The 13,784-nt window shown below is 37.7% G+C and carries 12 protein-coding genes and 2 pseudogenes; 4 read left to right on the top strand and 10 right to left on the bottom strand.

Annotation, left to right across the window (positions count from 1 at the left end; genetic code table 11):
* Nucleotides 1-269 precede the first annotated feature (269 nt).
* The gene (locus EJA10_RS05305) at nt 270-905 is read right to left on the bottom strand and encodes a YczE/YyaS/YitT family protein (protein WP_125478970.1); all 636 of its coding nucleotides are present in this window, start codon (nt 903-905) and stop codon (nt 270-272) included.
* A gap of 266 nt (nt 906-1,171) precedes the next feature.
* Here EJA10_RS05305 and EJA10_RS05300 point away from each other — a divergent pair, with 266 nt between their 5' ends.
* On the top strand, nt 1,172-3,178 hold the full coding sequence (locus tag EJA10_RS05300; RefSeq protein WP_125478969.1) for a methyl-accepting chemotaxis protein: 2,007 nt from the start codon (nt 1,172-1,174) through the stop codon (nt 3,176-3,178).
* A 941-nt stretch (nt 3,179-4,119) separates the two neighbouring features.
* Nucleotides 4,120-4,503, top strand: a complete 384-nt coding sequence (locus tag EJA10_RS05295; protein ID WP_125478968.1) for a DUF805 domain-containing protein — start codon at nt 4,120-4,122, stop codon at nt 4,501-4,503.
* A gap of 75 nt (nt 4,504-4,578) precedes the next feature.
* Here EJA10_RS05295 and imm47 read toward each other — a convergent pair.
* From imm47 to EJA10_RS05260, 7 genes and pseudogenes are all read right to left on the bottom strand, one after another.
* A pseudogene (gene imm47, locus EJA10_RS05290) lies at nt 4,579-4,915 on the bottom strand (Imm47 family immunity protein); the annotation flags it as partial.
* A 167-nt stretch (nt 4,916-5,082) separates the two neighbouring features.
* Nucleotides 5,083-5,484, bottom strand: coding sequence for a hypothetical protein (locus EJA10_RS05285; protein WP_125478967.1), 402 nt, complete (start codon nt 5,482-5,484; stop codon nt 5,083-5,085).
* Nucleotides 5,485-5,501: 17 nt separating this feature from the next.
* The gene (locus tag EJA10_RS23650; RefSeq protein ID WP_211340533.1) at nt 5,502-6,746 is read right to left on the bottom strand and encodes a hypothetical protein; all 1,245 of its coding nucleotides are present in this window, start codon (nt 6,744-6,746) and stop codon (nt 5,502-5,504) included.
* 11 nt (nt 6,747-6,757) lie between these two features.
* On the bottom strand, nt 6,758-7,495 hold the full coding sequence (locus tag EJA10_RS05275) for an enhanced serine sensitivity protein SseB C-terminal domain-containing protein (protein ID WP_170169076.1): 738 nt from the start codon (nt 7,493-7,495) through the stop codon (nt 6,758-6,760).
* Between the two features lie 107 nt (nt 7,496-7,602).
* Entirely contained in the window at nt 7,603-8,430 is an 828-nt protein-coding gene (locus EJA10_RS05270; protein WP_125478965.1) for a hypothetical protein, read from the bottom strand.
* A gap of 312 nt (nt 8,431-8,742) precedes the next feature.
* Nucleotides 8,743-10,542, bottom strand: coding sequence for a DUF262 domain-containing protein (locus EJA10_RS05265; protein WP_125478964.1), 1,800 nt, complete (start codon nt 10,540-10,542; stop codon nt 8,743-8,745).
* A 256-nt stretch (nt 10,543-10,798) separates the two neighbouring features.
* Entirely contained in the window at nt 10,799-11,626 is an 828-nt protein-coding gene (locus EJA10_RS05260) for a histone-like transcription factor family protein (RefSeq protein ID WP_125478963.1), read from the bottom strand.
* A gap of 449 nt (nt 11,627-12,075) precedes the next feature.
* On the opposite strand from EJA10_RS05260, the gene EJA10_RS05255 reads away from it, so the two are divergent.
* Together EJA10_RS05255 and EJA10_RS05250 are read left to right on the top strand one after the other, a co-directional pair.
* Nucleotides 12,076-12,309, top strand: coding sequence for a helix-turn-helix domain-containing protein (locus EJA10_RS05255; protein WP_125478962.1), 234 nt, complete (start codon nt 12,076-12,078; stop codon nt 12,307-12,309).
* A 12-nt stretch (nt 12,310-12,321) separates the two neighbouring features.
* A complete protein-coding gene (locus tag EJA10_RS05250) occupies nt 12,322-12,567 on the top strand; it encodes a hypothetical protein (RefSeq protein ID WP_125478961.1) in 246 nt (81 codons plus the stop codon).
* 244 nt (nt 12,568-12,811) lie between these two features.
* Here EJA10_RS05250 and EJA10_RS05245 read toward each other — a convergent pair whose 3' ends face one another.
* Both EJA10_RS05245 and EJA10_RS05240 read right to left on the bottom strand, forming a co-directional pair.
* Nucleotides 12,812-13,258 carry a DUF3908 family protein gene (locus tag EJA10_RS05245; protein WP_125478960.1) on the bottom strand — a complete coding sequence of 149 codons (447 nt, stop codon included), beginning with the start codon at nt 13,256-13,258 and terminating at the stop codon, nt 12,812-12,814.
* 139 nt (nt 13,259-13,397) lie between these two features.
* Nucleotides 13,398-13,700 (bottom strand): annotated as a pseudogene (locus EJA10_RS05240) (nucleotide pyrophosphohydrolase); the annotation flags it as partial.
* Between the last annotated feature and the right edge of the window lie 84 nt (nt 13,701-13,784).

Here is a 13,784-nt window from a genome sequence, read left to right as displayed (position 1 = left end):
GGAAAAATAACTCCCCCTTCTCATCTGGAGTACTAGCACCCCCGCCCCCCGGAGATAGTTCCACTGTCTCAAAGAATTTTACGAGACATTGAATTACAGGCCAGGACCGCGACTTCATTCTTTAAAGGATGTCAGACCTAAAACACAAAAAAGCAAAAGGCACAACAGAGATAAAAACCTCTCGTTGTGCCTTCTTTTCGCGCATTTAGAGCCGTCCCCTGTCTTTCGTAAGCCTTTCGAAGTTCTTGAAAAACCAGGCACGGCTGTGATTACATTGAAATTACCTCTTTATCTATTGAACCAGATAACTTTTCAATCCATTTTGTGCACATCTTGTAAGCAGCCTGGAAAATAGGACTCTGGATGAATGTATATATAAATGTAAAAATAAAGACCGGCCCGCCCAGTAATAGGGCAACCACCAGCACAATACTCTCCACGATCATTCGCACTCTGCTGATTGAATACCCAAGCTTAACTGAAATCGCAAGCATAAATCCATCTCTTGGCCCTGATCCGATTCGAGCAGCATTATACATTCCTCCTCCAATCCCCATGATCACAATACCAAGCAGCAGTACCAAAACATCAAACATGAGGGTGAAAGCCTGGGGCAAAAAATCCAGCCAGAGAAAAAAGTCAACCATTGTGCCAACCATCAGTGCATTAATAAAGGTCCCAATATTAACATAAGTACGATCAATTAAAAGCGTTACAAGAACCAACATGATACCAAAAATCACGTTCCATGTTCCGATTGATAAACCAAACTTATCATAAAGTGCAATATTCAATACATCCCACGGATGGACCCCTAAGTACTTAACCTTGATCGCCACAGCGATACCGTAACTAAAAACGATAAGTCCTACAATAAAAAAGGGAATCCGAATTTTAAGTTTCATTTTATCACTTCATTTCTTACAACTTGGTTAATGAAATTAGTTTAAATCAACAAGGAAAACATTTAAAGGAGAAGTTTCCATGAGTCAGAAAAAGAGATTAAAGATCTCACATCCAATTAAACACTTAAAATTAGAAAATTCCTAATTAGAGTATAAGTTAGAAAGTACTGTATTATTTTACAAGTATTTAAATTATAAATTCTCTTCCTTTTGTACCGATAAATAAACAAGAAATTGTTTTTGAAAAAGGGACTGGGGGCAAAAGGATGTTTAAGAAAATTCAAACCAAGATTATGCTTACAATGAGCGTGCTAATTGCAATCACGCTAATGGGAATCTCGGCACTAACGTATTTTCAAACGAAAAGAGAAATTCTATCTAATGTAAATACCAGCTCAACATCTCAAATTGACAATCTAAAGAGCAACATTGACCTTTATCTTAACTTTTACGGCAGTACAGTCGACCGATACAGCAAAGATAACCGTATAGTTGAATATTTAAAAGAAGTGAAGCAAAACGAACAAACAGGCATTGAATCATACTGGCCTATTGTAAGTAGTGATTTCGAGAACTTCATGGGACTCAATCAAAACGTAGCTGTTATTTACGTCGGGGCTGAAACAAAACAATTCAAAACGACTCCGGTTATTGATTTACCGCCAGACTTTGATCCTACTGGAAGGCCATGGTATACAGCTGCTCTTACATCACCAGATAAAACCCTTTGGACAGAGCCATACCTGGATGCCAGTTCGGGTGAATACGTGGTTACTGTCGTTAAAACCGTTTTTGATCCAGCAACGAAGAAAGTGCTGGGAGTTGTAGGATTAGATTTAAGCTTATCAGGTTTGTCAGAAATGATTAATAAGACCGCAGTAGGATATAAAGGATACTCATTGCTTTTGGACAGTAATGGAATGGCCATGGTCCATCCGAAAGAACAGGGCAAGGATTTAAGTGAGAAACCATATTTCTCAGTTTTGGCAGAAAAGGGTGCTGGTTTTACTATATTCGAGGAAAGTAAAACAGAAAAACAGCTATTTTACCAAACCCTGAACCAGACAAATTGGAAAATTGGAATGGTGTATGAAACCAACGAATTATTGGCAAGTGCACAAAAGCTAAGGAATTTGATTCTAATCATAGCTTCATTGACAGTTTTCGCTAGTCTTGCCATTACCTATTTCCTGGCAAGAAGTATAGCCAATCCGATTACTTTGTTGAATAGCCAAGTCCAGAAGGTTGCTCAAGGTGACCTGACCGTTAATGTAGTGGCAAATTCTAAGGATGAAACCGGCCAGCTTACCGAACACTTCAATGTGATGGTTGAGAATATGCGTACACTCATTTCATCTGTAGATAATTCTGTTGAAAGCGTCAATGATTCTGCTTCGAATTTAACGGCAGTAGCTGAAGAAACCATCGCTGCTAGCGAGGAAGTTGCCAAAGCGATTGGTGAGGTGGCTGCAGGAGCTACACAGCAAGCTCAGGATTCTGATGAAGCAAATAATCGTACTGTAAGCCTGTCTCTTCAAATTGAAAAAGTTCAGGAAAGCATGGATCAGATGACAGGACTATCGAGACAAGCGGAGCGAACAAATCAACAAGGACTTGAACAAATGAAGTCCCTTAGGCATAGTACCGGAGAAAGTGATGGAGTCATTAAGAATGTAGGCAATGTCATTAACAAGCTGGCTTCAAAAGTTCAAGAAATAGAACAGGTTATCCATTCCATAACGGAAATTTCCGAACAGACCAATCTTCTTGCTTTAAATGCAAGTATTGAGGCAGCAAGGGCTGGAGACAGTGGAAGAGGTTTTGCCGTTGTGGCAGAGGAAGTCCGAAAACTGGCGGAGCAGTCGGCAAAAGCGGCACAGCAGGTTAAGATCACGATATCCTCTATTGAAAACGAAACCAAAACTGTCGTGAAGGAAATGGAGCAAACCCTAAAAATTTCTCATTTACAAAACGAAGCAGTCAGCCATACAGAAGTTGCCTTTAATGAAATCTCACAGACCATTCATAATATTGTACATTCCATTGATACAATAAAGTCGGATGTAGCCAATATCAATGAACTAAAAGATGATGTCCTGGCATCCATTCAAAGCATCGCATCCGTTGCAGAACAATCCGCAGCCTCATCTGAACAGGTAAGTGCATCTACTGATGAACAGGTACGAGCGTTAGGCTCAGTCACCCAATCTGCAATAGAGCTAAATGAATCCAGCACCAAGTTAGCTGCATTGATAAAACAGTTTAAAATTTGATAACAGCTTTCATTGTTCTTTGAAAGCCATTAATAAAAAAATTCACGAAAGGAAGCCATACTTCGCAAAGAAGTGTGGCTTCTCTTGATTAGGTCAATGGGCAGCAAAAACAGAGGGACGGTTCTACTGTTTTAAGTAGCGAGGGCTATTAAAACGCGAGAACCGTCCCCTTGGTGTCCTTGGCTTCCCCCTTTTGGACAAAAATTTGAACTATAAATGTCGTAATTTTACGAACGATAAATTCCGCCATTAACACGATTCCACATCAGGATTTTTTAAAATCTAAAGATGTTTGTATTAATACAAAAAACTCGCGATAATGTAGTAAACATAAGTTAAATGACTAAATATGACTAAGCAAATTGAACAGATATTAATAAATTTTGAATGCCCCACCTTTTTGAAAAGACGGTAGATTAAAAAGAAAAGACATAGAACAATCAATTGTATTGTAAATGTTATATAAAGATATGCATGTAGGGCTTCCCCTACTCCAATGAAAATACCTGTACCTACTAAAATAATCCCTAATAATCCAGATATGCCAACGATGTTTTTCAGGGTACTACTCTTCATTTCTACTATTTGTGCTGGAACCAATGTTATTGCTAACACCATGAAACTTATTAAAATATGAATTAAGAATACTAACACATTTATATACCTCTACATGCTTTTTTTACCATGATACCAATTATATTGGTAAGATTCTATGAATGTAAAAAATTGATATGACTCCAGTAAAGAAATCGGTCTACATGATCGGCTTTCGCTAGAGGCTTTCCCTTTTAGGTTATCCATTTGTTGTGTAAGTCCATATATCAATCACAAGATTTAATAAATCATTCATAATTTAGCAAGTCTAATTATTTTACAAAATTAAACAAATGTTTAATAATTACGATAATAACCATATAGGAATTGAATTGAGGAGGAATTGTATGTATTGGTATCTAAAACCATTCAAGCAGTATGCGGATTTTACAGGCAGAGCTAGAAGAAAAGAGTACTGGATATTTGCATTGTTTAATACTATAATCTTGTTTGCTTTAAGTTTTTTGGGTGAATTTGTAGAATTATTTGGTTATCTACTTGTCATCTATAATTTAGCTGTTATCGTTCCATCCTTAGCTGTTACTGCAAGACGACTTCATGATACTGGGAGAAGTGGATGGTGGCAATTGATCAGTTTAATCCCGATTGCCGGAGGAATCGTTTTATTGGTGTTCCTATGTTTTGATAGCGTCAATGGTGAAAATAAATATGGACCTAATCCTAAGCAGGCAATTGACGATAAAGATGGAGATTTGCAACTAAATAGTTAAGTAATAAGGGTGGAACAATAGTTCCACCCTTTGTTTTATTTCTCCAGTCGAAAATCTTGTAAAAACAAAAATTATTTAAAGCCTATGTCCGTAAAAGTATTTTTGTCCTCTTTCCCATTTTTTAAGGGAAAGTCCATCTATAAAATCAATAAAATCCTTATAATTGCTTGCATTAATGGTTGTATGATAATCTCCAGGCACTTTTTCCCCCGTCCAAATAGATAATAACGAAGGAACCAACTCCATTTTCAACAACTCCCCATTATTTGCAGCAATCATAACTCTCTGAATTAACTTTTTAGCCAGATCCCCGGGAAACGCTAGATTTTGTTGGAAATAATAGCTGTTCGGATCATTTTGATCACATCTTCTCTTCAAAGTTAAGGAAAAAGTCGATAGAATCTTTAATAATCCTACCTACCATCAATAACGGGAGAAGTGTATCTTCCACCAGAAGGCCATATCTATCAATTTCACCACCTATTTTATAGGTGAATAAACAGAGGGACAGTTCTCCTGTTTTAAGTAGCTAGTGCTACTAATACGCGAGAACCGTCCCAGTGCTTTAAGAGAATAGTATTAATAATACCTAATAATAATCGAACTAACACAACCTTTCTTATCAAAGACAGACTCAACTTGCCCCCAAGAATAAATATAAGGTTCTTCTCCTAATATAGTTGACAACCATTGGTCATGACTTTCTTTCTTTGTCATCTCAACATCTTCTGACCAATTATCCCAAGAGAGTCCATTAATTACTTCTGATAAATGTACCTCCTTGAGTTTTCCTTCATTAAAAAATAATGTTACCAGAAATCCTTTCCCACTAATTTCTTGTGTATCTTTTAATGAGTAATTTTTATCCACAATTCCTCCCTTGTACAAAGGAGTATTCAAAAAAGTCTCATAAGACATTCCTGAGCTTAAAACTATATTTTCATTATCTAATATTATTGAACCTGTTATTTTCTCAATCATTCTTTTTCTCTCCATTATTACTTAAAATTTGTTAGACGTTGTGAGTGGATTGGTTTAAGAATCCCCTGCTCGATTAATACGTTTGCATCCGGAACAAACATTTGTGGCAAATTTCCAGGACCGTATTGCGGATTTGCCTTAGTAATTCCAAATGCTGCAGCTATATCATCATCTACAACATATGCTGTCATTCCGGGCCTATAACCAAATTGGGGATGCCTTTGCACTTGCAACCCTTCAAACAAGACTGTTGCATCATTCCTAGCCCTTTGTATAGAACGGCCTGTAGTGAAATATTCAGATCCATATGGTTCTCCCCTGTAGATTATGGTTCCTTTTTTCAATGTTATATCCCTATATTTATCAATACCAGGATAGGCACCCTGCCCTTGCCAACTTCTAGCAATTTCTGAAGGACTAATGTTTTCACTTTTACCAGTTTCCTTAACAACATTATCTCCAATTACCTCTTTACTGTCTATCCTCTGAGGAACCTCCCGTTTTCCAACCCCTACTCCGCTGCCTCTCGTCTCAGGAGTCACACGTTTCTCTACGGAAACTCCGCCGCCCTTTTTCTCCAAAGTCTCCGGCTTAACTACCCTAATTCCCCCATCTTCCTTCACAACCTTAGCCCCTTTGGCCATCTTCACGGCCTTGTCGACGCCTTTGGTTCCGATGATCGCCAGGGCGACTTCTCCTACTGCACGGCCAAACCACTGCGATCGGCTTTTGGCGTCGCCGTTTATGACGTCGTTCTTCCAGGAGTCGGAGATCGACTTCCAGATGCTTTTGGCAGTTTCCATTGGATGACTTACTGCATAGACAACTCCCTTCGCAGTCTCAATCGGGTGGGTGACAGCGTTCCAAATCCCATCAACGGTTGAAATAACGGCTTCGGTCAACCCTTTGCGGAACCCGCCAACAACGTCGGCTGCCGTTCCGAACGCAGATTTCAGGCTGTCCCAGATCGACTTCTTCCCTGGTTCCTTCAACCGATCCGTCTTCTGATCGGCTTTCACATACAAATCCATCGATACATCAACGAACTGATGCAGTTTTCCCAGTTTCTTTTCGGCTTCTCTCGCTTTGGCTGCTGCTTCATTCAAGTTCCGTCCTATGTTCTTGCGGCTGGCGATCCGGCTATCGATCTGACCCTTTATGGACGAAATCCGGTTCTCCACACCCTCCACCCGGGAGGACAGACTGATCAGGTCCTTGTTTGCCGCCTTCACCTTCTTTACCTTCACATCAATCTTCGACACTCGGCGACCTCCTACTCAAACATCTTTCTTAATTCATCCACTGAATCACGAAAATAGAACGGCCTCGCATGTTCGACAATGGCGTTCGCCAGCGGGAACGTCTCATCAAGAATCATTACTTCGACCTGGCGTTCTGTCTGCTGGTTTATCCCGTCAAACAGCTCTCGGACCAGCCCCTCTTCCACTGCATCCGCATCCACTGCCATCAACGGGAAAGGCGGTCCAGCAGCCGAAGGATCATACACGTTTACCAGGTAAGCTTTCTTTACAACCGGGAACTCCTTGAGACATGACCGCAGAACCTCTTCTGGAAGTTCCTCCATCTGCTCAATCAGAATCCGTTCCTTCTCTTCGTCGTTCAACTGTTCGAAAAAATAGTGCAGAATCCTGCCATCCTTCATCGTCTCAAGCTCTTCACGAATGATCTTCTTACTCATTCCGGTAAAAGGATTCAAAACCCATGGAATCTCCGTTCCCGCCATCTCCAGAAGCAAATCCGTTGAAATCTTTATATATGGATACCCTGACTTGATGATCGAATCGAACTTCTCCCAGCTCGTAAAAGCAGGCAGCACAAGCTCCCCATTCTCCTCGATATACTTCAAGTTCAGCGTTTCATCATCTCCAACCGTCCCAATCACCACTAGCTCAAGCTCCAACAGCGCCTTATAAAAGTGAAAACGCCCAGACGTCTCCTCAATCGCCGCAGAAAGCAAATCATCAAAACTAGCACTCATCAAACTACTCATAACCACTCCCATAAAATTAGACATAACTGTTATACCTTAATTCCACAAATATCCAAATATTCCTTTTGGATTTATATGGGTAAAAAGAATCAAAAAACTAGGTGGGTTCAATAAACCACCAAATCATAAAGCTCCTCAAAATAGCGCTCCTGAAACTTCTTGTTCAGGATTCCTGTAAAATATGCCACTGGATTCTTTACTTCCACCTTCGATTTCAGCTTCCGGACGAGCTGCTTGAAGGAGTCCAGGGATACAGATAACACGAGATCTGTTTCTTGTTCATAGTTGTTACTGTAGGCAGCGACCTTGTTCATCCGCCAAAATTCTTCGATCGTTTTTGCGGCTGGGAAAAAGTATTTTACAAGATTGACGAAATCGCTCGGAACCCGGTCACTGACAAAAAGATGCTGTTCCGGTGCTTGTTCAGCAAGGGGCTTTACCCCAGTGATTTCGGATGATTGTTCTTCAACAGCCTTTTCTTCACGTTTATTCTTCTTTTTTATGTTTGTTTCAGAAGGAATGATAGTTTTATATTGGTGGCTCAATTGATCGCCATCCGGTAGTTCATTCATCGGGAAACGATTGAATACATACAGGTTGCTAGACTGTGAGCCGTTCTTGCGTGCAGTTTCATATACAGTGAAAATACCAATATCACTCGCCTTCAAGATCATTCTTTTAAAAGTAGAACGGGATATCCCCATCTCCCCATACTCCCCATAAATAGCCTTCAGGACCGTCCCGATCTTGGCATTCGCCACCCCAGGAACCTTCGCAGCAAAACGAGCCAGCCGCTTCAACCCAATCAACTCACCCTTACTAAAAAAACGCTTCTTATCCGCCATCCACATTTCAAAATGATTGTTAAACTCCTTCAACGAACTAAACTGTGAATACTCCGCAAAACTCTCAACAACTGCCGATTTAATTGTCATGCTAATGCACCACCCTTTCACCTTTTATATATGGATGACAGGGTGGAAAGGCCAGGGTGGGATAGGAGGGATTGTGACGGTTTTGTGAACAATCGGATAGGAACTTTTAGAGTTTGGGCAAAAAAATACGATAAGCAGCGTGACTGCTTATCGTTCTCTTTGGAATTTTGAGTATTTAACCATACAACGTGTTTAATTGCTAACTTATATTTGCCATTATTAGTTCAATCTCAGTTTAAATTGACAACTTAGCAAATCCATTTGACTTAGGTATGAAATGCTGGACCTTCCCTATGTCTATCATGAAATCCTCTACTTAAAGAATGCATCCCAAAATGAATATGCTAATACATTAGCTCTCTTAGATATATCTTCTCTAGTAAACGTTGTATATTTTTCACATAATGTCTGAACCATAGTATAGCTACTCTGTAAATATATAAATTTCTTTTGTTCAAATGAAATATCTTTGTTTCGTTTTTTTTCTTCATTTACTGCTGTATTATATTTTTCTTCAAGTACTATTAGATTACCAATATTTTTAGTATTACCTAACGATTCATCCAATATATGCTCTATAGAATATTCATCATCATCAAATGTTCTATTATCCGTAAAATTAGCTATTTGCTTAATAGCATAGGAAGCAGGAAAGGCTTCTAAACCGCTTCTTGCTTTTTCTTTAGAGAACTCTAAACATTCAAAAACTTTAATGAAATTTTCTTTTGTAATAAGCTTTAATAACTCTTTTCTCAATTCCAAAATAGCTACTTTAATTTCACTTTTTGTCTTAGCATTAGAAACCCTTTGAGAAAAGTTTTTATACGGAATTGTCGCTTTATTAGATCTTACTTTTAAGTCTGTTCCAAATGCTGCAAAATGGAAATTACTTAAAAATTGTAAGAATAAGGTTTTTTCCTTTTGAGGTAATTTCTTTTTACCTAGTTTTGCATTAGTGATATATAAAGACAGTAAAACTGGGCGTACCTGTACGCCTTTAAATCTATTAATCGCTACGAGATATTCTAACTCTGCTTTTAACTCTTTTCTAGTAAATTGATTTCTATCTGGTGATACTATTGTTTTATAAAACTCAAGCCCCTGTTTCAGCTCTTTTACAAAATCTTCAAGTTCATTATCTGTACTTGCACCAAATCTTTTAAGAAACTTTTTATATAAATTATTTCCATTGGCACTATCTTGTGGATATACAGCCTTCCAATAATGTAGGAAAAATTCATTGAAAGTAGTATCTAAATCTACAATTTGTTTCTTAAAATCATTCCAAGTAATTGATATTTCATCGACTCCACCATTAGAAATACTAATTCTGCTAAAAATAGAGTTTTTTATTAAATCCACTTGTGAAAGAGGCTTACCCTTAGAATTTATATTTTCAAATATTTTATTAGCTTGTTCCTTTTCTGAAACAAACACATCAATTATTTCGGATTTTAATAATTGATCTCTTAGCGCTTTTAAAGCTTCAACATAATTTACAGATTTAAACTGATATTTATACATAGTCGAAAACTTTTTTAACAAAGCGTCTTCTTTTAATTCTTTTAAAAAGAAATCAAATGTCTTTTTTAGTAACTCTTCTTCTTCTGTAGCAGGCTCAACATCACCATTTTTAGTATGATAATCTTGTATAGTTTGCGTAAAATAAGGATAACTAGAAGTAGTTTGTACTTTCCTTTGTGGAGTGCCATCAATTTTTTTTATTAAATACTCATTTTGTATAGTATCAGCGTAGTCACGCGCTGCCGCTATTTGCCCAGTACTATACACTTCCGTGTCCTTGACGTCATACAATGAATTCCTTAATGCTGCCAACAATATTGTAGCTGTAGTTAATCTTTGTTGACCATCTACAACTTCAACTACGTCTTTTTCTTTCTCTCCTAAAAATAACATATTACCTAAAAAATATTGTGATGTTTCAAATTTAGCAGATTCAGGATTAAATGATATTTGAGATAAGATATCATTTAAAAATTCGTTATAATTATTTTGATCCCAAGAAAAATCACGTTGAAATCTTGGAATCTTATATGTTCTAGTAGCTGTAAATAAACCACGTATGTTGTCACTCATTGCTTCAAATTTCATTTTTTCTTCCCTTTCTTATTTACATATAACACTTAAAATAAAATTTATTAATTCTATCATAAGTTACATTTAGACTACTTCATTCAATGATAAAAGTAAATATTTTCAAAATTTTGTAGTATAAGAGTAAAAGTGGAGTTTTGTTCCTAAGTTTGAGATCGAGGGACGATTCCACTGTCTTAATTAGTTACATATTTTCACAATTCACGACACATTGGAAACTCCTATGCCTCTCGAAAAAACTTTTTGGCTTAATTCAACAATCCTGCATATCATAAAGCTCCTCAAAATAACGCTCCTGGAACTTCTTATTCAAGATCCCGGTAAAATAAGCAATGGGGTTCTTCACTTCCACCTTCGACTTCAGCTTCCGGACGAGTTGCTTGAACGAGTCAAGGGACACAGATAACAGGAGATCCTTGTCTTTTTCATAGTTGTTACGGTACGCAGCGACCATGCTCATCCGCCAGAATTCCTCGATCGATTTTGCGGTTGGGTAGAAGTATTTTACTAGATTAACGAAATCACTTGGAACCCGGTCGCTGACAAAAAGATGATCTTCCGGCGCTTGTTCAGCAACGGGTTTTACCTCTGTGATTTCGGATGATTGTTCTTCAGCAGCCTTTTCTTCACGTTTATTATTCTTTTTATTGTTAGTTTCAGAAGGAATGATAGTTTTATATTGGTGGCTCAATTGATCGCCATCCGGTAGTTCATTCATCGGGAAACGATTGAATACATACAGGTTGCTAGACTGTGAGCCGTTCTTGCGCGCCGTTTCATATACAGTAAAAATACCAATTTCACTAGCCTTCAGAATCATCCTCTTAAAAGTAGAACGGGAAACCCCCATCTCCCCATACTCCTCATAAATCGCCTTCAGGACCGTCCCAATCTTGGCATTGGCCACCCCAGGAACCTTCGCAGCAAAACGAGCCAGCCGCTTCAAACCAATCAACTCACCCTTACTGAAATAACGCTTCTTATCCGCCATCCACATCTCAAAATGATTGTTAAACTCCTTCAACGAACCAAACTGTGAATACTCCGCAAAACTTTCAATAACCGCCGATTTAATTGTCATGCTAATGCACCACCCTTTCACCCTTTATATATGGATGAGAGGGTGGAAAGGACAGGGTGGGAAGCGGTCGATTGTGGCAGTTTTGTGAACAGTTAGATAGAAGACTTTAGAGCAAAAAAAAAAAACGATAAGCAGCTTGAACTGCTTATCGTTATCTTTGGGTTTCAACCATTTGAGCTTATAGGCTTGTAGCAATTTCCGGGACATGAGAAACGTTCTATTACCTTGCATATTGGATACATCAATTTTTATCACTTGAGACCCAACCAATGTCCCGTATTTCCCTCTCAATCAGAAAGACAGCATCTCCAAATAAAATTAAAACAGCATCTATTCCCTAACCGCAAAATTTCTTTTAAAAACAAACAAAATGGTACTTAACAACGTACCACTTCGCGCACCTAAAGATGATAGCTTTGCCTTATAGTTAATAGGAATAGGTGTAAGCTATGGCAGAGAAACAGGTGAATATCAATATAAAAAAACTGCTAAATGATTATGGCATCTCATTACGAGAGCTATCCCGATTAGCAGACATTCGTCATGCTACACTAAGCGAACTGGCTAACAATAAAAGAAAAAGCATTCACTTTGATCACATCAAACGAATAAGCGAAGCACTTAACATCACAGACATCCGCAAAATCATAGAGATTGAAACCATAGAAGATGAGAAGGAATAAAAGGTTAATATTATGAAAGTAGACTACTACCTCTCCTGGGATGTGACCCAATTTAAAAATGAATATGGCGATGAAATAGAAATGGAAATAATCCAATATCCAAACGAATATCTAATCACCGTAAATATTTGCGACGAACAACCACCATACAGAGACATCACCGCCACAGGCACACACCCAAGAAGCAAAAAGCATGCAGCCAAAAAGGCGATGATCCTACTTTACAAACAAGCATACCCAGAAGAATTTAACCGCTAAAAAGAACTAAGCAGACAAAATAACATCCTATCTTAAAATACTCAAATTCCAGAATGTGATATGAAAACCTGTTAAATGTCCCCTAAGAAATCACAGGGAAGGTTCCGACCGTTTATAAATTGTTAAAATATGCAATTTACTGAAACAGAAGAACCGTCCCCTCGTTTCATCATCTAATACTTTCATTTCCATCTCTCCCTTAAATAAAAAAGACACCTATATTAATAGATGCCCCAATTACAACTTATTTTGTTAACAAGAAATTGAATATCTTCACTATCTTGTCTTCAAACGTATCTTCCCAATCGTCATCTGTATCCTCATTACTATTAAGATACACTTGTTCACCGTTTGAAAACTGGATATTCAAAGCACTCCTACCACTACCATAGTAATCTTGAGTTTCAAGGTTTAGAGTTTGTATGTCATTATAATTAAATACATCAAACTTAACCCTTTTGTCATACTCGCTAATCTTTACTAATTTCTTTTCAGTAAAAACATAAAGACTGGTTAAAGCTTCTCTTATAAAGCTATTCTTAGGATAAAATTCAACAATTTCCATAGAGTCAACTAATCTATCGAAATTCTTCATCATCCTTACTTGTTCATGGTAGTCACTGAAATGATTAGCATACTTCATTTTAGTAAAAAATTCTTTGTAGTCTTGGTATGTCAATTGTCCATTCATAGTTATCACCTCCCTAAGACAATCGTAGCACAAACAATTGTTCTATTGGAAGGAAATTGAAACTATTAATTTTCGACAGGAAAAACAGGCGTTTCATAAAATGTAAAAATAAGCAATTTACTGAAACAGAAGAACCGTCCCCACGTTTCTTTCTGACGGGATACTTAAGCGCATTCTTCTTCATCTTCTCCAAAACTTCCTCTTCTAGATCTATATCCATTTTGTCCGCTAACTGAACAAGGTAAATTAATATATCAGCCATTTCCTCTTTTATGTTCTGCTTAGAATCCCTTACCGATTCCTCACTGGATTTCCATTGAAAGTTTTATAGTAGTTCATTGGCTTCGAGAGAAATGGATATAGCCAAGTCTTTTTCATTGTGGTATGGTTTCCAGTTTCGTTCGTCGAGGAAGTTTATTATTGTTTGACGGATTTTGTCCATTTGTTGCTTACCCCAATAGTTTACAGTATTTATATTTAGATTTTAGCATTTTTTAGATTTGGTTAGTATTATAGACACTTTGAG

The organism is Mesobacillus subterraneus (genome assembly GCF_003937825.1).
GTDB lineage: Bacteria > Bacillota > Bacilli > Bacillales > Cytobacillaceae > Mesobacillus > Mesobacillus subterraneus.
Note: the sequence above shows the minus strand (reverse complement) of the source record. Positions and strands in the feature narration are given on the sequence as shown.